The 18,756-nt window shown below is 66.1% G+C and carries 19 protein-coding genes; 13 read left to right on the forward strand and 6 right to left on the reverse strand.

The annotated features are described in order from the left end of the window. Nucleotides 1–9 precede the first annotated feature (9 nt). Nucleotides 10–1,029, forward strand: coding sequence for a glucokinase (gene glk, locus AC3G2C_RS18995; protein ID WP_488386191.1), 1,020 nt, complete (start codon nucleotides 10–12; stop codon nucleotides 1,027–1,029). Nucleotides 1,030–1,079: 50 nt separating this feature from the next. On the opposite strand, the gene AC3G2C_RS19000 is transcribed toward glk, so the two are convergent. After that, nucleotides 1,080–1,427, reverse strand: coding sequence for a hypothetical protein (locus AC3G2C_RS19000; protein ID WP_488386192.1), 348 nt, complete (start codon nucleotides 1,425–1,427; stop codon nucleotides 1,080–1,082). 339 nt (nucleotides 1,428–1,766) lie between these two features. Here AC3G2C_RS19000 and AC3G2C_RS19005 point away from each other — a divergent pair, with 339 nt between their 5' ends. Beyond that, nucleotides 1,767–2,450: an HAD family hydrolase gene (locus AC3G2C_RS19005; protein WP_488386193.1), complete on the forward strand. Its 684-nt coding sequence runs from the start codon at nucleotides 1,767–1,769 to the stop codon at nucleotides 2,448–2,450. Between the two features lie 86 nt (nucleotides 2,451–2,536). Continuing rightward, a complete protein-coding gene (locus AC3G2C_RS19010; RefSeq protein WP_488386194.1) occupies nucleotides 2,537–2,866 on the forward strand; it encodes a hypothetical protein in 330 nt (109 codons plus the stop codon). 53 nt (nucleotides 2,867–2,919) lie between these two features. On the opposite strand, the gene AC3G2C_RS19015 is transcribed toward AC3G2C_RS19010, so the two are convergent. The 3 genes from AC3G2C_RS19015 to secB form a co-directional block, all read right to left on the reverse strand. Beyond that, entirely contained in the window at nucleotides 2,920–5,949 is a 3,030-nt protein-coding gene (locus AC3G2C_RS19015; protein WP_488386195.1) for a DEAD/DEAH box helicase, read from the reverse strand. Nucleotides 5,950–6,074: 125 nt separating this feature from the next. Beyond that, a complete protein-coding gene (locus AC3G2C_RS19020; RefSeq protein WP_488386196.1) occupies nucleotides 6,075–7,100 on the reverse strand; it encodes an NAD(P)H-dependent glycerol-3-phosphate dehydrogenase in 1,026 nt (341 codons plus the stop codon). Between the two features lie 9 nt (nucleotides 7,101–7,109). Next, nucleotides 7,110–7,601, reverse strand: a complete 492-nt coding sequence (gene secB, locus AC3G2C_RS19025) for a protein-export chaperone SecB (protein WP_488386197.1) — start codon at nucleotides 7,599–7,601, stop codon at nucleotides 7,110–7,112. 311 nt (nucleotides 7,602–7,912) lie between these two features. Here secB and rpmB point away from each other — a divergent pair, with 311 nt between their 5' ends. The 4 genes from rpmB (at nucleotide 7,913) to AC3G2C_RS19045 (ending at nucleotide 9,446) form a co-directional block, all read left to right on the forward strand. Then, on the forward strand, nucleotides 7,913–8,149 hold the full coding sequence (gene rpmB / locus AC3G2C_RS19030) for a 50S ribosomal protein L28 (protein WP_026033649.1): 237 nt from the start codon (nucleotides 7,913–7,915) through the stop codon (nucleotides 8,147–8,149). 10 nt (nucleotides 8,150–8,159) lie between these two features. Then, nucleotides 8,160–8,327, forward strand: coding sequence for a 50S ribosomal protein L33 (gene rpmG / locus AC3G2C_RS19035; RefSeq protein WP_008211962.1), 168 nt, complete (start codon nucleotides 8,160–8,162; stop codon nucleotides 8,325–8,327). A gap of 170 nt (nucleotides 8,328–8,497) precedes the next feature. Then, the gene (locus AC3G2C_RS19040; RefSeq protein ID WP_488386198.1) at nucleotides 8,498–9,043 is read left to right on the forward strand and encodes a DUF4166 domain-containing protein; all 546 of its coding nucleotides are present in this window, start codon (nucleotides 8,498–8,500) and stop codon (nucleotides 9,041–9,043) included. Beyond that, nucleotides 9,033–9,446 carry a thiol-disulfide oxidoreductase DCC family protein gene (locus AC3G2C_RS19045; RefSeq protein ID WP_488386199.1) on the forward strand — a complete coding sequence of 138 codons (414 nt, stop codon included), beginning with the start codon at nucleotides 9,033–9,035 and terminating at the stop codon, nucleotides 9,444–9,446. The genes AC3G2C_RS19040 and AC3G2C_RS19045 overlap by 11 nt, the downstream gene beginning before the upstream one ends. On the opposite strand, the gene AC3G2C_RS19050 is transcribed toward AC3G2C_RS19045, so the two are convergent. Beyond that, complete coding sequence (locus AC3G2C_RS19050; protein WP_488386200.1) at nucleotides 9,436–10,554, reverse strand: saccharopine dehydrogenase family protein; 1,119 nt, start codon at nucleotides 10,552–10,554, stop codon at nucleotides 9,436–9,438. The genes AC3G2C_RS19045 and AC3G2C_RS19050 overlap by 11 nt on opposite strands. Nucleotides 10,555–10,676: 122 nt before the next feature. Next, entirely contained in the window at nucleotides 10,677–11,870 is a 1,194-nt protein-coding gene (locus AC3G2C_RS19055; RefSeq protein ID WP_488386201.1) for a DesA family fatty acid desaturase, read from the reverse strand. 177 nt (nucleotides 11,871–12,047) lie between these two features. Here AC3G2C_RS19055 and AC3G2C_RS19060 point away from each other — a divergent pair, with 177 nt between their 5' ends. The 6 genes from AC3G2C_RS19060 (at nucleotide 12,048) to mutM (ending at nucleotide 17,864) form a co-directional block, all read left to right on the forward strand. Continuing rightward, complete coding sequence (locus AC3G2C_RS19060; RefSeq protein ID WP_488386202.1) at nucleotides 12,048–12,803, forward strand: ABC transporter ATP-binding protein; 756 nt, start codon at nucleotides 12,048–12,050, stop codon at nucleotides 12,801–12,803. Beyond that, nucleotides 12,800–13,585, forward strand: coding sequence for an ABC transporter permease (locus tag AC3G2C_RS19065; protein ID WP_488386203.1), 786 nt, complete (start codon nucleotides 12,800–12,802; stop codon nucleotides 13,583–13,585). The genes AC3G2C_RS19060 and AC3G2C_RS19065 overlap by 4 nt, the downstream gene beginning before the upstream one ends. Then, on the forward strand, nucleotides 13,585–14,940 hold the full coding sequence (locus AC3G2C_RS19070) for a GldG family protein (RefSeq protein ID WP_488386204.1): 1,356 nt from the start codon (nucleotides 13,585–13,587) through the stop codon (nucleotides 14,938–14,940). Before AC3G2C_RS19065 ends, AC3G2C_RS19070 begins: the two co-directional genes overlap by 1 nt. Then, the gene (locus AC3G2C_RS19075; RefSeq protein ID WP_488386205.1) at nucleotides 14,937–15,428 is read left to right on the forward strand and encodes a hypothetical protein; all 492 of its coding nucleotides are present in this window, start codon (nucleotides 14,937–14,939) and stop codon (nucleotides 15,426–15,428) included. The genes AC3G2C_RS19070 and AC3G2C_RS19075 overlap by 4 nt, the downstream gene beginning before the upstream one ends. A 197-nt stretch (nucleotides 15,429–15,625) precedes the next feature. Further along, nucleotides 15,626–17,035, forward strand: a complete 1,410-nt coding sequence (gndA, locus tag AC3G2C_RS19080; RefSeq protein WP_488386206.1) for an NADP-dependent phosphogluconate dehydrogenase — start codon at nucleotides 15,626–15,628, stop codon at nucleotides 17,033–17,035. Nucleotide 17,036: 1 nt separating this feature from the next. After that, complete coding sequence (mutM, locus tag AC3G2C_RS19085; protein ID WP_488386207.1) at nucleotides 17,037–17,864, forward strand: bifunctional DNA-formamidopyrimidine glycosylase/DNA-(apurinic or apyrimidinic site) lyase; 828 nt, start codon at nucleotides 17,037–17,039, stop codon at nucleotides 17,862–17,864. Nucleotides 17,865–18,756: the final 892 nt, after the last annotated feature.

An 18,756-nucleotide genomic window follows, 5' to 3' on the forward strand; every position in this document is an offset into this window, starting at 1 on the left:
GGATCGTCCATGAGAACGCCAGACCGTGCCGCCCCGACTCTGCTTGCTGACCTCGGCGGCACCAATGTGCGCTTTGCTCTGGCGGACCCCGGTCGCGCCGCGCCGCTGATGGAAGACAGCGTGCGACGCTATCGCGTCAAGGACTACGGTTCGCTTGCCGAAGCCATTCGTCAGTACTTTGCCGACACCGGCCATGAGGCACCGCGCGCCGTGATCGCCGCCGCGGGTCGCGTGAGCGAAGGCGAGACCGTCAAGGTCACCAACAACCCATGGCTGGTGGCCGCGCACGCACTGCAGGCCGAGTTGGGCATGGATTCGGTGCATCTGGTGAACGACTTTGCCGCACAGGCCATGGCCGTGCCGCTGCTCGCCCACGAACAACTGTCCGCCGTAGGCCCGCAACCGCTGCCGACTCTGGGCCAGCGCGAAACGCAGAGTTTCGTGGTGATGGGCCCCGGCACCGGCCTGGGTGTGGCGGGCCTGCTGCGCCGCCAGGGTCACTGGATCGTGCTGGAAACCGAAGGCGGCCACGCGGGCTTTGCTGCGCACACCGCTGAGGACGTGGAAATTCTGCATCGCCTCAACGACCGCTTCGGTCGTGTGTCCAACGAGCGCATGATCTGCGGCAACGGCCTGGTGAACCTTTACCTGGCGCTGGCCGACATTGCCGGCCAACCGGCCGAGGAATACACCCCCGAAGACATCACTGCGCGCGCCGAGACGGGTAGCGACCCGCTGTGCGTACGCACGGTGGAAACGCTCGCTGGCATCTTCGGTAGCGTGGCCGGTGACCTGGTGCTCAGCCTGGGTGGCTGGGATGGCGTGTATCTCACGGGCGGCGTGTTGCCGATCCTGCTGCCGTGGCTCAAGCATGGCGGTTTCCGCCAGCGTTTCGAAGCCAAGGGTCGTTTCCGCGAAACAATGGAGCAGGTGCCCACCGTGGCGATGATGCATCCGGAGCCGGGCTTGCTCGGTGCCGCCGCGCTTGCCGTGCTCGACGCCGGCAAGCCGCTGGTGCCCGGCGCCTGATACGGTGGCGAGCGGCGCACCTTGTGGCGTCCGCTCGCTCCGTCCCCCCGTTAGTCGTACGTACGCGTTACCAGTTTGGGCTGCAGCGCGCTGAAGTTGCGCGTGTTGTCGACGTAGTAGTCGAGCATCTCCAAGCCGGAGTGACCCGTGGCAGCAACCACCTGCTGTTGATAGACGGCTTCTGCCGTGCTCGCCATAGGCGAAACCACTTCGCCCCCGCCCGAGCATGCGATCGCGCCCTCGCGCAGATCGCTGCGTGCCGAAGTGACGGGCTCCATGCATGTGCCCGAGACAATCCGTCCCACAAAAGTGATCTTGCCAGTGACAACATTCGCAGCCTGTGCCGTGCCAGCCAAAGCCAGTGCTGCGACGGCGGCGATGAGGACGATGCGCTTCATGGGATACTCCTTGTCGTGTCGACGCGAATGGCGTCGTACTCGACGCAGCACAGCGTGCTGTACCGCGTCATCGGCATCAGCCGTGCCGATGCCACCTGGCGACAAGATTTCGCTTAGATCCAACCTGCGGGCCTATCAAATGAATCGGCTTTTTCGCATTGGATGTAGTCGTGTCGCCTTGGAAATTAGGCTATATCCCTACACCGATCACGTCTGTCGTCCTACGCGAAGAGTTTTTGCAAACACCGTCACTATTTTCAGATGAAACTATTAGGGTCTCGTGAAAGCCCTACAAAAAGCGCTCGACGACGCCCTCCATCACTCACCTGACGCACGCCCATGCAATCACCACAGACCAGTTTTCTGTTCGATCTCGACGGCACGCTCGTGGACAGCGTGTATCAGCACGTGCTGGCCTGGAAGGAAGCGCTGGATCGCGAAGGCGTTGAGTTATCGGTGTGGCGTATTCACCGCAAGATCGGCATGAGCGGTGGACTGTTCACCAACATCCTGCTGCGCGAGACCGGCCTTGAGATCACCGAAGAGCGCCTGACGCGCCTGCGCACATGGCACGCCGAGGCTTACAACCGCCAAGCCGCGCAAGGTTCGGTGCGCCCGCTGCCGGGTGCGCGTGAACTGTTGGCGTTTCTCACCGAGGAACGCATTCCCTGGGCAATCGCCACCAGCGGACGCATGCAGACGGCGGCGCACAACTTGGAAGCATTGGGCGTGGACCCGTCCAAGGTGCCAGTGGTGACGCGCGATCAAGTGCGCTACGCCAAGCCCGATCCGGATTTGTTCGTCACGGCCGCGCATCGCCTTGGCGTGGACATTCACCACAGCCTGGTGGTGGGAGACAGCATCTGGGACATGTTGGCCGCGCAACGCGCGCGTGCGCTGGGCGTGGGCTTGCTCTCTGGCGGTTACGGTCAGGAGGAGCTCGAAGATGCCGGCGCGTTCCGCGTCTACGAGGACCCTGCCGATCTGCTCAAGCGCATCGACGAAGTGGCCGCACGTCGCTGATCGTGCACCTACGTCAGGCGCGATTCATCGCCTCGGCGCCACGTGCGGTAGTCTCCAAGACCGGATAACACCCACTGGAGGCCGCCGTGCGCCGCTATCTCGCCATGCTCCCTCTCACCCTGCTCGTCGCCTGCTCGCCGACATCGCCGCCGCCCGAGCAGAACCCGCCCAAGCCGCAAGCGGCTGCGTCGGCATCGACGCCGGACAACGCGGCGCTCGGCTCGGCCGAATGGTACGCCTGGGTGGATCAGCGCCTGCATATCAGCGATGACGGCCATGGGCCGGATCGCGGCTCGGACGAATGGAATCGCGCCGTGCAACACAAGTTGGGCCAAGAGGCGCCGCAAGCGCCGGTGGGTTCGCCGCAGTGGCAGCAGGCGGTGGATGCACTGCTACGCACGCGGCCTGCGCTCTGATAACAACCCTCTAAGCGCTATCGCCCTCGCCGTTCAGCGGCGAGGGCGTCGATTCAACCTGGCGCCAGCAAGGCATCCAGATCGGATTGGTCGAAGCTGAGCTTCTCGCGCGTACCGCCGCCTTCCAGCACGGCTTCGGCCAACTCGGCCTTGCGCGCCTTCATCTCTTCGATGCGCTCCTCTACGGTGCCGCCGGTGATCAGGCGGAACACGAACACCGGCTTGTCCTGACCAATGCGATGCGCGCGGTCCGATGCCTGCGCTTCCGCCGCGGGGTTCCACCACGGGTCGTAGTGGATGACCGTGTCGGCCGCGGTGAGGTTGAGGCCCACGCCGCCCGCCTTGAGCGAGAGCAGGAACAGCGGCACTTCGCCGTCCTGGAACTGCCGCACCGGTTCGGCACGGTCACGCGTTTCGCCGGTGAGCGTGACGTAGGGAATGCGCTGGCGATCGAGCTCGTGCGCGATCAGCTTGAGCATTTCGGTGAACTGCGAGAACAACAGCACCTTGCGCCCTTCCGCCAGCAGCGCGGGCAGCATGTCCATCAGCAATTCGAACTTGGCCGAATCGCGGATGCCACGCGCGGCTTCCAGCTTGACCAGGCGCGGGTCGCAGCACACCTGACGCAGCTTGAGCAGCGCATCGAGCACCACGATGCCACTGTGCGCGATGCCACGTTGGGCGATCACCTCGCGCAGCTCTTCGGCCAGCGACAGGCGCAGGCTTTCGTACAGTTCACGCTGACGGCCTTCCAGCACCACGCGGCGCGTGATCTCGGTCTTGGGTGGCAGCTCGCTGGCTACCTGCGACTTGGTACGGCGCAGGATGAAGGGCGCCAGGCGACGATTGAGTCGATCCTGACAGTCGGTGTCGCGATGGCGCTCGATTGGAATGCGGTAGTGACGACGGAACGCGCCTTCGTCGCCGAGCAGGCCCGGCACCGCCAGGTCGACCTGCGACCACAACTCGCCCAGGTGGTTTTCCAGCGGCGTGCCGGTGAGGCAGATGCAACGCGGCGCGCGCAGGCTGAGCACCGCGCGGCGCGCCTGCGTGCGCGGGTTCTTCACCTGCTGCGCTTCGTCCAGCACGATCAGCGAGAAGGGCTGCTTGCGCAGCGTGACCACGTCGCGCGGCAACAAGGCGTAACTGGTGAGCACCACGTCGTGGGTGCCCAGCTGCGAGAAATCACCGCTGCGCTGCGGCCCGTGCAGTGCCAGCACGCGCAGCGCCGGCGCAAAGCGCGCCACTTCGGCGAGCCAGTTGGGGATAAGGCTGGTAGGCACCACCACCAGCGCCGGCTGCGCCAGCGCGCCGCGATCCTTCAGCGCAAGCAGGTGGGTGATGAGCTGCAGGGTTTTGCCCAGGCCCATGTCGTCGGCCAGCACGCCGCCCACGCCCGCCTCGGCGAGCGCATTGAGCCAGCGCAGGCCCTCACGCTGGTAGGGGCGCAGCTGCACGGTAAGGCCTTCCGGCACGGCGTCGCTGGCACGCTCGGCGGCATCGCGCAGGCGCGCAGTGAAACCACGCAGCGCCTCGGGCGCCTCCAGCTCGCCGCCGGTGGGCAGCGCCTCCACCAGTTCTTCCAGGCGACCGGCCTGCACGCGCGGCAAGTGCAGCTTTTTGCGCGGGCGCTCCAGGTACTCGGCTAGCGGTGCCAGCAGGCCACGCAACTCCTTCAGGCGCACCGGCACGCGGCGGCGCTCGTCCACGGGCGCGTACCACACGGCGTCTTCCGGCTCGTTCGGCACGGGACTCAGGTTCAACTGGTGATCGGCCAGCGCCTGCGCCACGGCGGGCAGCAGGTTGTGGCGCTTGCCTTCCAGTTCGATGCCGATTTCCAGGTCGAAGGCATGATCGTCGGCGTCTTCCACCGCATTGCCGTACCAGCGCACCGGGCCTTCGAGCACCTCGAACGGGAAGCTGGGTGCGTAGTCGAGCAGGAAGCCCTCGGCTTCTAGCTTGGGTCGCAAGGCCAGCCAGCGGGCCGGGGTGTTGACTTCCAGCGCACCCGCATAGCCCTTGCCGGGGAACAGCCAGGCGTCGTCGGGCAGGGTATCGGCCAGATCCCAGGGCAGGCCTTCGGTATCCACGCCCGGGGTAAGGCCGGCGCGCTCCAACTGCTCCATGGCGGAGAGTTCTTCAGCGCGGCGGCGGGTGATTTCCACCAGGTTGCCCTGGCGCACGCGCCGCACCAGCGGCTCGCCACCGCGGCCGGGCAGGCGCTCGCCAGCATAGTCGAATGCCAGCCGCGCATAGGCCAGCGGCGGCGTACCGGCGGCCAGGCGCGCATGGCGGGTGAGCGCGTAAAGGGTGAGCACAGGCTTGGGCGCCAGTTCGGCGCGGCGCACCTCGCCCAGTACCTGCGGCAACGGCAAGCGATGCGAGAGACGGCTTTGCGGCAATGCCTTACGCAGCGCGCGGCTGTATTCGTGCTTTAGCGGCGGCAGATCGAGCCAGGCAGCCTCTTCAGGCGGCGCATCCAGGTGACCCAGTTCGGCGCGCTCGGCGTCCAGGTACCACAGTGCATCGATGCGCAGCAGGCGATGGTTGGAGGGCAGCGAGGGCAGCAGGCGCTGGCTGCCGTCCTGCTCCAGGTGCCAATGCCAGTTGAGCTGGTGTGCCTTGCCACGCGACAGGCGCAGGCCGGCCAAGCCACCCAGGAAGCACGGCGCGGTATCGAGAATTTCCGCTAGCAGGGCATCGCCCACGTGGCCGGACAGGCGCGCATAGCTGCGACTCTTGCGCAGGCTTTGCGGCAGGCCAAGCACGGTGGCGGCAAGGCGTTGCTCATGCGGCTGCAGGGGCAATTGCCCCATGTGCTTGCTATCCAGCGGCGCGGGGCGTACGAAGCGGCCCTGCTCGGCCACGGTCAACAAGACGGGGGCGACATCCAGGTGCGCATACGGCAAGCCTTCCTCGAGCATCACTTCGAGGAAGAAGCCCAGCACGGTGGGCTCCTGAGCACCACCCGTGGTGGTTGGGCTGGTCAGCAGCTTGCGCCACAAGGGCGGCAACGACTCGGCGTTGCCTTCATCGTGGGGCGTGCTCAGACCGCCGCATGGTTTATCGTCCGGTGACTGCATGCGCATTCAGCTCGCCAGGGCGACCAAAAGATTCAGCTTAGCAAGGCTCTTGCGCGCGTGCGCGTCTCATCACCCGGTTTTCGTGCCGGGCGATGCGACATTTCGCGTGATCGTTCAGGCCGAACTCAAAACGGCCCGAAAAGGCCCTTGGGATATTCCGGCTTCTGCTCGCGCGACATCAGCGCCTTAAGGCCCTCCACCGGCGTCACTTCGCCATGCAGCACGGCGCGTACGCCGGCGCTGATGGGAAGATCTAACCCATGCTTGGTCGCCAGGCGGGCCACTTCGTCGGCGGTGAGCACGCTTTCCACCACTTGGCCGATTTCGCGGACTGCGTCGTCGATGGCTTGCCCGCGACCCAGCGCAAGGCCAAGGCGGCGGTTGCGCGAGAGATCGCCGGTACAGGTGAGCACCAAGTCACCCAGGCCGGCCAGACCCATAAGGGTTTCCGGCCGGGCGCCGAGCGCCACGCCCAGGCGCAGCATCTCGTTCATGCCGCGGGTGATCAGGCCGGCGCGGGCGTTGAGGCCCAGCTCCATGCCATCGGCCACGCCGGTAGCCACCGCCAGCACGTTCTTCATGGCGCCCCCCAGCTCCGCACCCAGCACATCCCGGCCCGAGTAGGCGCGGAAGTTGGGGGCGTGCAGCAAGGTGGCCATTTCGTGCGCAAAGGCGTCGTTGTCCGAGTGGACGGTGACGGCGCTGGGCATACCGGCAGCCACTTCCTTCGCGAAGGAGGGGCCGGTAACCACCGCGGCCGGGCGGCCGGGGAAGCGCTCGTCCACCAGTTCGTGCAGGAAACGACCGGTCCCCGGCTCGAAACCCTTGGTGGCCCACGCGATGCGGGCGCCCGGCTCCAGGTACGGGGTGATCTCCTCCAGCATGGAGGCGAAGGCGTGACTGGGCACCACGATCAGCACCACCTGGGCGCCGCGCAGGGCGGCGGCCAGGTCAGCCTCGTAGACCAGCTCGGGCGGCAGCTCGATGTCCGGCAGGTAGCGCTGGTTGCAATGGGTTTCGGCCATTGCCTTCAGCGCGGCGGCATCACGCCCCCACAACCGCGTCGGAACCTGATTGCGAGCGGCGAGGGCCGCCAGAGCGGTACCCCACGAGCCGGCGCCCAGGACAGCTAGCGTCGGACACTCAACCATGTCGGGCGATTAGCTGTTCAGCACCGGCGCGGCGCTGCCGCTGAGGATGCGGCGCTGCTGCTCGGCGTACAGAGCGTCAAAGTTGATCGGCTGCAGCAGGAACGGCGGGAAACCACCCTCCAGCACCAGCGAGGACAGCATCTGACGGGCATACGGGAACAGCAGGTTCGGGCAGTAGCTGTTGAGGATGCCGGCCAGGTCTTCCTCGGCGAAGCCGGCAATGCCGAACACGCCGGCCTGGTGCACTTCGGCCAGGTAAGCGGTGCGCTCGCCCAGGGTGCAGGTGAGGGTGAGGCTCAACACGACTTCGTAGAGGTCGTTGCCCATGTTGCTGGACTTCTGGCCCAGGTTCAGCTGCACCTGCGGCTGCACCTCGGTTTCACCCACTTCCTGGAAGATCTGCGGGGCATTGGGCGCCTCGTAGGACACGTCCTTCACATAGATCTTCTGCAGGACCAGCTGCGGCTGGTTGGCCTGGCCATTGGCGGCGACGTCTGCCATGGGAATTCCCTCGTTTCGTAGGCGGTGCGGTAAACGCAAAGGCCTCGATTGTTCCATACATCCTTGCGCCCCGCCATGCGCCCCGGCGACAGGACTGGACAAATCTTGCGCACAGCCCTGTTTTTCTGGGAGAATAGCCGGCTCGACCCTGCCGACCCGACCCTTCGGGCACGTTCGCAACGCGATGCGGACCTCACGGCGGAACCGAAAGCAGCATGCTCCAGCATCGCGTGGCGGTCACCGCCGCTGGGCCGATGCCGCCCTGGCTAACGGGTGGCAAACGCGCCTCAGGCGCTCTGAAGGAGGTCATCATGGCCCGTATTTGCCAAGTCACCGGAAAGGGTGTGCGGACTGGTAACAACGTCTCGCATGCCAACAACAAAACCCGTCGCCGCTGGTTGCCGAACCTGCACGAGCGCCGCTTCTGGGTCCCGAGCGAGAACCGCTGGGTGAAGCTGCGCGTTTCCAACCACGCCCTGCGCACCATCGACAAGAACGGCATCGAAGCCGTGCTTGCCGACCTGCGCGCCCGCGGCGAAAAGATCTGAGGATTGAGCCATGGCTAACAGCAAGCAAGACAAGATCCGCCTGATCTCTTCGGCCGGCACCGGCCACTTCTACACCACGCAGAAGAACAAGAAGAACACCCCGGAAAAGTTCGAGTTCAAGAAGTACGATCCGGTGGTTCGCAAGCACGTGATCTACAAGGAAGGCAAGATCAAGTGAGCCACGGTCCGGGCGCAACGCGCCTGGACCCCGTCGCTCCCCCCTGCAAAACAGGGGCACCGCGACGCTCGCTTTCCAGCAGAAAACCCGCCGCAAGGCGGGTTTTTTGTTGCCCGCCAGGCGCCTATGACCGCTTGCCCACGCAACGCCGCGCACCGCAAGATGCCGGCATGCCGCCCCGCGCCCTGTTCCCCGCCCTGCTTGGCGATGCCGACTGGGCCCTGCTTGCCCCACCGGTGCAGCGCATGCACGGCGATGCCGGCTCGCTGATCGCGCATGGCGAAGCCCGAGTGGATGGCGCTCACCACTGGCCCGCGCGCCTGCTGCGGCGCGTGTTGCGCCTGCCCGAGCCCGGCACGCGGCAAGGCCTGCGCGTGACCATTCAACGCGACGCGCGAGGGGAAACCTGGACGCGCGAATTCGCACGCGGACGCATGCGCTCCACGCTGCGCCAGCACGACCGCGCGCAACTGCGTGAACAACTGGGCCCGATATCGCTGCACTTTTCCCTGCACCGCGACGGCGACGCCATCGACTGGCGATTGCAGCGCGTGCGCCTGCTCGGCCTGCCCTTGCCGCGCGCACTCGCCGGCCAGGTGCTGTCACGTAGCGGCGCGCGCCATGGGCGCTACGCATTCACCATCGATGCCCGACTGCCCCTGCTCGGACGCCTGGTGTCGTACGACGGCTGGCTGGAGATCGACGATGGCGACTGAGCACACGCCTCCCGTGATCGTGTTCGATGGCGTCTGCGTGCTGTGCAGCGGCTGGGTGGATTTCATCGTGCGGCACGATCGCGCCGGCCGCTTTCGGCTCGCGGCCATGCAGAACGCACATGGCCGCGCCTTGATGATTGCGCATGGCTTGTCGCCGGATGACCCGGTGTCGTTCTTGCTGGTGGATGGCGAGCAGGGTTACCGCGACACGGATGCAATCGCTCGCGTGCTAGGTCAACTGGGCGGACGCTGGGCGATCGCGGGCGTGTTGCTGCGCGCCCTGCCACGCGCCCTGCGCGATCCCGCCTATCGCTGGATGGCGCGGCATCGCTACCGCTTGTTTGGCCGACGCGAGCAGTGCCGCTTGCCCGACCCGGCCGAGGCTTGGCGCTTCATCGACTGACGGGCACCTCGTCCACACCGGTGCGCAAGGCGAACCCGGTAAAGCCCTGGGTGATCTGCGCCAGGGAGAGCAACCCCATGCACGGCATGGCACCCCGCGCCGCTACCGCGCCATCGGCAAGCTGTTGCGCCAACACAACGGCGGGCGTTACCGGCACCTGCGGCCCATCGCCCGCGGCGGCATCCAGCCACCAGCGCAGGTGCAGCGGCTTGCCGTCGTGATCCTCTCCGCGCAGCTCCACCGCCATGCCGCCCACGTCGGAGCCAAAGCGCAGGAAGCGCTCGCTCAAACGACGCAGCGCCGGCGCGTGGCGCGCCAGGTCGTGCACGATGCCCAGACGCACCAGCACCGCCATGCCCCAGGTCGCCCATTGCAGCAGCGACAGCTCCAGACCGGCGCGGAACACCACACTGCGCACTTGCGGATAGCGCGCGGGAAACAGCGCCAGGTCGGGTATATCGCAGGCGCCCACGCGGCGACGTCCAAAGGGGAAGGTCTGCAGGCGGCTATCCATCCAGCCGTGCAACTCGCCCCAACGTCCGTCGCGCCATACGCGAATGGGACGGCCGCAGTAGCTGAGGATCGATGCCACCGTGGCCTCGCCACGCGGCGTGCGATTGCCTGGATTGATCGCGTGCTCGATCGCGTCGAGACGAGCGAATCGCGGCAGCAAGGCATCTACCGCTGCCGCACTGAGCGCGGGCACGCTCGATGCGCCAGTCACCAGCAATCGCCCGGCTCGACGCGCACGCGCATCGAGCTGATCGAAACCGGTGACGAAGCTGCGCCCATCGGCTAGGTCGATGTAGTCGCTGCCACAGGCCAGGCTGGCTTCGGCCACGCGGTAGTCCTGCCCCTGGAACGGGCCGGCGGCATGCACGACCAGCTGCGGCTGGCAGGCGGCCAGCTTCTGAGGGAATGCGTCTTCATCCACGTCGAGCAACACGATGCGCACGGACGGATCGTTGATCTGTGCGCTGAGCTCCGCCAACGGCTCCGATCGTCTTGCGGCCAGCCACAGTTCGAAACGCGGATCGTGGGCCAGTCGTCGCGCGATGCGCGAACCGAACACACCCGTGGCCCCCATGATCACCACACGCAACGCCATCCCTGCGTACTCCTTGCGATCGCTACGGCCCGATTAAACCCGTTTCGCCCGGGTGGTGAAACCGCGCATAAAAAAAGCCCGCCTTGCGGCGGGCTTTTTCACGTCTGCGTCGATCGCTGCACTCAGGCAGTGGCGACCGAATAGCTCTTCAGGCGACCGGCGAACTCCTGCAGCGCACGGATGCCGCTCTGTTCCGCTTCGGCGATCCACTGCTGCAGGCCCTTGAGCGCCTGCTCGGCACCACGCTGCTCCATGAGGGCGGCGAGGCGGTTGCGGAAGTCGCACACGGTGCTCAGCGTGGGACGCTTGGCGAGCACGGCCTGCATGCGGTCGCGACCTTCGTTGTCCAGCCAGCGACCGCCATCGGCCAGGGCGCGACGCATGCGGCGCGGCACCGACTTGATGTTCTCGCCGGCGTGCTGCGCTTCGTCGCGCAGGGTCGGCATGATCACGTTGCGGTAGTAGTCGGTCATCGCGGCGAAGCGATGGGTGAGCACACCCTTGAGCGTCTCGGCGTCCGGCAGGTGCACGTTCGGGCGAACGTCCAGCGTCGGCGCCACGCGCAGCACCTTGGCCAGGCCCACGGCGCGCAGCGCGCAGATGGCCGCCCAACCGATGTCGAACTCCCACTTGCGCAGGGCGAACTTGGCCGAGCTCGGGAAGGCGTGGTGGTTGTTGTGCAGCTCTTCGCCACCGATCCAGAAACCCCACGGAATGAGGTTGGTCGCGGTGTCGGCGCTTTCAAAGTTGCGGTAGCCCCACCAGTGGCCGATGCCGTTGACGAAGCCGGCGGCCCAGAACGGGATCCAGATCATCTGCACAGCCCACAGAGCGGCGCCAATCACGCCGAACAGGGCGAGATTGATGATCAGCATCAGCGCCGGACCCCAGTACGGATGGGCGGAGTAGAGCTTGCGCTCGATCCAGTCGTCGGGCGTGCCGCGGCCGTACTTCTCCAGGTCTTCCTTCACTTCGCTGGCGTCGCGGTACAGCGACACGCCATCCCAGAACACCTTCTTGATGCCGTAGATCTGCGGGCTATGCGGGTCCTCGGCGGTTTCCACCTTGGCGTGGTGCTTGCGGTGCACCGCCACCCACTCCTTGGTGACCATGCCGGTGGTGAGCCAGCCCCAGAAACGGAAGAAATGCGAGATCGACCAGTGCAGGTCCACGCCACGATGGGTCTGGCAGCGGTGCAGATACAGCGTCACCGTGAAGATGGTGAGCTGGGTCATGACCAGCATGTAGATCAGCATGCCTAGCCAACTGGCGTGCGTGAGGCCGTTGGAAAGGAAATTGAGGACTGCATCAAGCATCGGGGAAACACCCAGGTATATGAAATTTCAGTCTAAGCGAGGGGTTTCCGTACCCGCCAGCATGGACAGCACCATCAATTGTCGCACCTCTTTGAGGCAACGACGTTAATGTGCTGTACCGCGCAATGGCGCTCCCACCCAGTTGTATGGAAATGGGGGCCCCGTGACAATCATGCAATGACCGCGCCTACCGTCGTGTTGCAACTGGATAACCTGACCCGCCACCGAGCCGGACGCCCTGCGGTGGCCGATCTCAGCCTGCAGCTGGACGCCGGTCAGGTACTGGGTTTGCTGGGGGTGAACGGGGCCGGCAAGTCCACCACGCTGGCCATGATCGCAGGCGCCCTGATACCCGACAGCGGGCGCATCCAGCTGAACGGCAAGGATTTCGTCGAGCACCCGGAGCTGGCCCGCCAAGCCATCGGCTGGCTGCCCGAACGTGCCCCGCAGTGGCCGGAACTGACGGTGAGCGAACACCTGGACGCCCACGGTCGCTTGCGCGGCCTGGGCGGCAAGGCCTTGACGCAGGCGCGCCAGAAGATCGTCGAACGCCTGGAGCTGGGTCCGCTGGCGCGACGATTGGCCGGCGTGCTGTCGCAAGGTCAGCGCCAGCGGCTGGGTCTGGCCTGCGCGCTGCTGCATCAGCCGAGCCTGCTGGTGCTGGATGAACCGGCCAACGCGCTGGACCCGGTACAGGTGTCGGCCTTGCGCGCGGTGATCCGCGAGCAGGCCGCGCAGGGCACGGCGATAATCCTTTCCACCCATCTTCTGGCTGAAGTGACGGCCGCCTGCGATCGCGTGGCGATCCTGCACGAGGGGCGACTGCGCTACGACGCCCCCATCGGCAGCGACGATCACAAGGCGCTGGAACAGACCTTTTTCGATATCGCCATGCGCGGCGACGGGAGCAACGACAGGATGCAGGCTGCATGAGTGTGCTCGCCGTGACGCGGCTGGAGCTGCGCCGCCTGTTCGTTCGCCCGCTGGCCTGGGTGCTGGCCGCGCTCACGCTGGCCCAGCTGGCCTGGCGCTTCGTGCTTTTGCTGGGCGGTTTTCTCGCCGGGCAGATCAAGCTGGCCGCGCTGCCCGGCGGCCCGGGCTATACCGACCTGGTGGGCGTGCCGATGCTCAGCAGCATCCTTACCGGCGGCATCCTGCCCTTTGGCGTGGCGGAGCTGGCGCTGGTGATCGTGCCGCTGCTCACCATGTCCAGCCTCGCCGGTGAACGCAGCAACGGCACGCTGCCGTTGTGGTTCGCCGCCGGCTTGCCTGCCTCGCGCATCGTGCTCGGCAAGTACCTCGCGCTGATGCTGTGGCTGGTGCTGTGGCTGGCCCTGGCGCTGGCGATGCCGCTGAGCCTGGCGCACGGCGTGAGCCTCGATTGGGGCAAGCTCGCCGCCGCTTCGCTGGGTGCGCTGCTGACCGTGGCGGCACTAGCCGCCATCGGCATGGCCAGCTCGGCGTATGCCTCGCATGCGTCCATCGCGGCCACGGTATCGCTCACCATCGGCCTGGCGCTGGCGGGCGTGAATATCGCCGCACAGAAGGCCGGCGCGACCAGCGGCGTGTTCAACTGGCTCTCCCTCAGCGGGCACATGGAAACACTGTTGCGCGGCCTGGTATCCAGCGCCGATCTGGCGTGGTTCCTGGTGGTGATCGTGGTGGCCCTGGCGCTGGCCACGCATCGGCTCGCCGCCGAACGGGAGCGCGGCTGATGGCGCGCGGCGTACGACAATTGCGCAGTTGGCTGTTTGCGCTGGGGCTGCTGGCCGCTGCCGGCGCGGTGGGTTACCTCACCACGCGTAACGACATGGTGGCGGATTGGACCTACGGCGGACGCGCCAGCCTGTCGGCGGAGAGTCGCGCCGTACTGGCGACCCTGCATGGCCCGGTGGAGATCGTCAGCTATGCCAATCCGCAGGGCGACCTGCGCCACACGGTGGCAGGCTTCGTCGAGCGCTACGCGCGGGTGAAGCCGGACCTCAGCCTGCGCTTCGTCGATCCGCAGCAAGACCCGGCCGCCATGCGCGAGCTGGGCATTACCGTGGATGGTGCGCTGATCCTGCATTACCAGGGCCGTGAGCAGCGCCTGGATGAGCTCTCCGAGCGCAGCCTCACCAACGCACTGGAGCGCCTGGCACGCGGTGGCGAACGCATCGTCGCGTTTGTCAGTGGCGACGGCGAACGCCGCCCAGACGCCAAGGGCAACGCGGACCTGGGCACCTTCATGGCGCAGTTGGAAGGTCGCGGCATGCGCGCCGTGCCGCTCAATTTTGCCCAGGCCACCGCCGTGCCCCTGCACACCGACCTGGTGGTGCTGGCCAGCCCCGAACTAGCCTTGCCCGCCGGTGCGGTGAAGGCGCTGACCGATTACGTCGCCAATGGCGGCAACCTGCTGTGGCTCACCGAGCCGACCAACGATGATCTGCACCTGGAGCCACTCGCCAACGCACTGGGCGTGCGCGTGCTGCCCGGCGTGCTGGTGGACGGCCAGGGCGCCGCACTGGGCCTGAAGGACCCGCGCATGATCGCCCTGGGTGACTACCCCAAGCATGCGATCACCCGTGGCTTCACCCTCACCACGTTGTTCCCGCAGGTATCGGCGCTGGCCATGGCCTCGCGCAGCGATTGGCAGGTGGCGCCGTTCCTGCGTTCCAGCGCGCAGAGCTGGACCGAGTTCAAACCCATCGACAACACGGGCGGCTCCACCATCCAGTACGACGCCGGCGCGGGCGAGCTGAGAGGCCCGCTGGATTTCGGCTTTGCACTCAGCCGCCTCTCGCCCAGCCCGGACAAGGCCGAGCAACGCGTGGTGGTGATCGGCGATGGCGATTTCCTCTCCAACACCTTCCTCGGCAACGGCGGCAACCGCGCGCTGGGCGAGCGCATCTTCGACTGGCTGCTGGGCGACGACGCGCTGGTGCAATTGCCGCCGCGCGGCGCGCCCGATCGCGTGCTGCAACTCACGCAGGCCCAGCTGAGCACCGTGACGCTGGGCTTCCTGGTGGTACTGCCACTGCTGTTGCTGGCGGTGTGCGGCTGGATCACCTGGCGTCGCCGTCGCGCATGAAGCGAGCGACACGCCAGGGTCTGGGGCTGCTAACGGGCGTCGCCGCGCTGCTGCTGGCCGCCGGCTGGCAATGGCAACGCGATCGGGCGGAAGACCCTGGCACCCTGCTCGCCACATCCGCCGCGGCGATCGATACGGTGACCCTGCGCATCGGCCATGCGGCGGAGGAGCACTACGTGCGCCGCGATGGGCATTGGTGGCGTACCGATGGTGAACCTCGGCGCGCCGACGATGGTCGCCTCGGCGAACTGGCCGATACCGCCAGCGCGGAGGTACTGAGCTGGCGCCCTGCCAGCGACTTCGACCCCGCCAGGATCGGCCTGACGCCGCCCGTGGCGGTGCTCACCCTCAATGGCCAGGCCCTGGAGTTCGGCGAAACCTCGGTCACGGGCCCGCAGCGCTATGTTCGCGTGGGCGACCGCGTGGCACTGATCTCCCTGAGCTACACGCCACGCGCCGCCACCAGTCAGGCCACGCGCGCGCATTGATGGCGCCGCGCCTGCACTTGTGCGCGCCTCGCCTCTCCCCATATGTAGAGTTGTTCGGAACAACCTTCTGTCATCTGCGCCCGACGCCGCATCCGGTTCTCCCCTCCCCTGGAAACCAACGCACTGGATTCGCGCCGTCGCGGGAATGATGGGCAAGATCAAAACATTCAAGACCAACTACCGAATGGAGCGGCGACATGGCTAAGCAGGCAATTGGCGTGATCGGCATGGCGGTGATGGGCAGCAACCTTGCCCTCAACATCGAAAGCCGCGGCCATGCGGTATCCATCTACAACCGGCACCGCGAACGCACCGACGAAGTGGTGGCCGAGAACGCCGGCAAACGCCTGGTGCCCACGTACACCCTGGAAGAATTCGTCGATTCGCTGGAAAAGCCGCGCCGCATCCTGCTGATGGTCAAGGCAGGCGACCCCACCGACGCCACGCTGGCCCAGCTCAAGCCGCTGTTGGACAAAGGCGACATCGTCATCGACGGCGGCAATACCTTCTTCAAGGACACCATGCGCCGCGAAAGCGAGATGAGCGCCGCCGGCCTGCATTTCATCGGCACGGGCGTTTCCGGCGGCGAGGAAGGCGCCTTGCACGGCCCCTCGATCATGCCCGGCGGCCCGCGTGAAGCCTATGACCTCGTCGCCCCCATCCTCACCGAAATCGCCGCACGCGCGCCGGACGGCGAACCCTGCGTGGCCTACATGGGCCCCAACGGCGCGGGCCACTACGTGAAGATGGTGCACAACGGCATCGAGTACGGCGACATGCAGTTGATCGCCGAAAGCTACGCCGTGCTGCACCATGTGCTGGGCCTGAGCAACGACGAGCTGGCTGCCGTCTATGCCGACTGGAACAAGGGCGAACTCGACAGCTACCTCATCGCGATCACCGCGGACATCTTCACCAAGAAGGATCCGCAAACCGGCAAGGCGATGGTCGACATCATTCTCGATCGCGCCGCGCAAAAGGGCACCGGCAAGTGGACCAGCCAGAGCGCGCTGGACCTTGGCGTGCCATTGCCGCTGATCACCGAATCGGTGTTCGCGCGACTGCTGTCAGCGCTGAAGGACGAGCGTGTCGCCGCCAGCAAGCAGTTGCCCGGCCCCAGCCAGAAAGCCTTTACAGGCGACAAGCAGGCCTTCGTGGAAGCCGTGCGACGCGCGCTGTACTTCAGCAAGATCGTCTCCTACGCCCAGGGCTTCGCCCAGCTGCGCGCCGCCTCCGACGAGTATCAGTGGAACCTGCCCTACGGCACCATCGCGCGCATCTTCCGCGCGGGCTGCATCATTCGCGCGCGCTTCCTGCAGAAGATCACCGATGCGTACGCACGCGATGCACAGCTGAAGAATTTGCTGCTCGACCCTTACTTCCGCGACATCGCCGCGCAGTACCAGGAGGCCTTGCGCGACGTGGTAGCCGCTGCAGTGAAGGCGGGGGTGCCGGTGCCATGCTTCTCCTCGGCCATCGCCTATTACGACGGTTACCGCGCCGAGCAATTGCCCGCCAATCTGCTGCAGGCGCAACGCGATTACTTTGGCGCGCACACATTCGAGCGCGTGGACCAGCCAGGCAGCTTCCACGCCGACTGGAGCTGACGTGCCCGAACTACCCGAAGTCGAAACCACCCGGCGCGGCATCGCCCCGCATGTCATCGGCCGTCGCGTGACCGGCGTGGTGCTGCGCCGGCCCGACCTGCGCTGGCCGATTCCACCGGAGATCGCGGAGCAACTGCCGGGCCAGCGCATCGATGCGGTGGAGCGTCGCGCCAAATACTTGCTGCTGCACACGCAGGTGGGCAGCGCATTGCTGCACTTAGGTATGACTGGCGTGCTGCGCGTGCTGCCGCCCGATGCCCTGGTCGGCAAGCACGACCATGTGGACATCGCGCTGGAGGCAACCGCCACGGAGGGCCCACGCGTACTGCGCTTCACCGACGCGCGCCGCTTTGGCTGCCTGCTGTGGCAACCGCCAGGCGAAACCCACGAGCTGCTCGCCGCGCTGGGCCCTGAACCACTCACCGACGATTTCGACGGCGATCTGCTGTGGCAACTTTCGCGCGGACGCACGGCGGCGGTGAAGTTGTTCCTGATGGACAACGCGGTGGTGGTGGGCGTGGGCAACATCTACGCCAGCGAAGCGCTGTTCGCGGCGGGTATCGACCCGCGCAAGCCGGCGGGCTCGGTGTCGCGGGCCCGTTATGCACGACTGGCGGCGGAGGTGAAGCGCATCCTCGCGTGGGCGATCGAGCGTGGGGGCACGACGCTGCGGGATTTCATCAATCCGGATGGTGCGCCTGGTTATTTCTTCCGCGAGTTGCAGGTGTATGGGCGGGAGGGTGAGCCATGCCGGGTGTGTGGCACGGCGATTCGGCAGGTGGTGTTGGGGCAGCGTTCGACGTTTTGGTGTCCGAAGTGTCAGCGGTGATGGGGCAGCTTTTCTGTGATTTGGCAGATTGGGTTTGCTAACGGCTGCGCGCTGTTGCGTGGCCGCCAGGGTGCCGCCTGCGCGGCGGGCGTTTCGACGTCCTGCCGGCCGCCGAGTCACTTTTCTTTTGCTTGCCCACGCGGGGAGGCGCCATGGACGGCGCCGCTTTGAGGAGCGAGGAAAAGAAAAGTAACCCAAAGAAAATGGCCTTGAAGAGCTCATAGCGCTGCGTTGCATACGAGCGTTCAAGGGTTCGTTGATCGGCTGTGTTGAGTCCTTGGGTTACACACAGCGGCTACACCGCGGGGCGCCGTGGCGGAGAGGACTTAGAGCGATGCCGTAGTGGCATGGAGCGGCCGGGTGGGCTCGCCCATGGTTAGTCAGCCGGTCTTGGCGACTTTGTATCCGCGCAGGCGAGAAGCGAAGTCTTCTTGTTTTGCGGTGCTGAGAATATCTATTGATGGCGAGAGCACGAGCGAGCCCGTGTAGTTGTTGGTAGGTGGCAGAAAGACGCTGGATCCCCGCTTTCGCGGGGATGACGATCTAGAAGGCGTCGCACCCTATGCATTGAGTCCACTCAGCAAGAAGGCACACAACACCTCACACTTTAAGTCCTCGGTACGGCAAATCCCGCAGCGTCCATGCTTTAAGCCCTCTCGGCTACGGCGCCCCGCGGTGTAGCCGCAGTGTGTAACCCAAGGACTCGACTTGGCCGATTGCTGAAACCCGCACAGCTTGTATGCGTCGCAGCGCTATGAGCTCTTCAAGGCCATTTTCTTTGGGTTAGGCGGTGTCAATCTAGAAGTGCATCATCGATGGCTTGGGCGAGGTCATCACGCCCCATCGCACGCATGAACATCTCGGCAGGACAGTGGTAGTCGAGGGTCGCTCG

Source organism: Frateuria sp. sgz306004 (genome assembly GCF_057750885.1).

What these genes read in the sequence shown, in the direction of transcription:
- glk (WP_488386191.1), top strand. Translation starts at nt 10, where the DNA reads ATGAGAACGCCAGACCGTGCCGCCCCGACTCTGCTTGCTGACCTCGGC.
- AC3G2C_RS19000 (WP_488386192.1), bottom strand. Translation starts at nt 1,427, where the DNA reads ATGAAGCGCATCGTCCTCATCGCCGCCGTCGCAGCACTGGCTTTGGCT.
- AC3G2C_RS19005 (WP_488386193.1), top strand. Translation starts at nt 1,767, where the DNA reads ATGCAATCACCACAGACCAGTTTTCTGTTCGATCTCGACGGCACGCTC.
- AC3G2C_RS19015 (WP_488386195.1), bottom strand. Translation starts at nt 5,949, where the DNA reads ATGCAGTCACCGGACGATAAACCATGCGGCGGTCTGAGCACGCCCCAC.
- AC3G2C_RS19020 (WP_488386196.1), bottom strand. Translation starts at nt 7,100, where the DNA reads ATGGTTGAGTGTCCGACGCTAGCTGTCCTGGGCGCCGGCTCGTGGGGT.
- secB (WP_488386197.1), bottom strand. Translation starts at nt 7,601, where the DNA reads ATGGCAGACGTCGCCGCCAATGGCCAGGCCAACCAGCCGCAGCTGGTC.
- rpmB (WP_026033649.1), top strand. Translation starts at nt 7,913, where the DNA reads ATGGCCCGTATTTGCCAAGTCACCGGAAAGGGTGTGCGGACTGGTAAC.
- rpmG (WP_008211962.1), top strand. Translation starts at nt 8,160, where the DNA reads ATGGCTAACAGCAAGCAAGACAAGATCCGCCTGATCTCTTCGGCCGGC.
- AC3G2C_RS19040 (WP_488386198.1), top strand. Translation starts at nt 8,498, where the DNA reads ATGCCGCCCCGCGCCCTGTTCCCCGCCCTGCTTGGCGATGCCGACTGG.
- AC3G2C_RS19045 (WP_488386199.1), top strand. Translation starts at nt 9,033, where the DNA reads ATGGCGACTGAGCACACGCCTCCCGTGATCGTGTTCGATGGCGTCTGC.
- AC3G2C_RS19050 (WP_488386200.1), bottom strand. Translation starts at nt 10,554, where the DNA reads ATGGCGTTGCGTGTGGTGATCATGGGGGCCACGGGTGTGTTCGGTTCG.
- AC3G2C_RS19055 (WP_488386201.1), bottom strand. Translation starts at nt 11,870, where the DNA reads ATGCTTGATGCAGTCCTCAATTTCCTTTCCAACGGCCTCACGCACGCC.
- AC3G2C_RS19060 (WP_488386202.1), top strand. Translation starts at nt 12,048, where the DNA reads ATGACCGCGCCTACCGTCGTGTTGCAACTGGATAACCTGACCCGCCAC.
- AC3G2C_RS19065 (WP_488386203.1), top strand. Translation starts at nt 12,800, where the DNA reads ATGAGTGTGCTCGCCGTGACGCGGCTGGAGCTGCGCCGCCTGTTCGTT.
- AC3G2C_RS19070 (WP_488386204.1), top strand. Translation starts at nt 13,585, where the DNA reads ATGGCGCGCGGCGTACGACAATTGCGCAGTTGGCTGTTTGCGCTGGGG.
- AC3G2C_RS19075 (WP_488386205.1), top strand. Translation starts at nt 14,937, where the DNA reads ATGAAGCGAGCGACACGCCAGGGTCTGGGGCTGCTAACGGGCGTCGCC.
- gndA (WP_488386206.1), top strand. Translation starts at nt 15,626, where the DNA reads ATGGCTAAGCAGGCAATTGGCGTGATCGGCATGGCGGTGATGGGCAGC.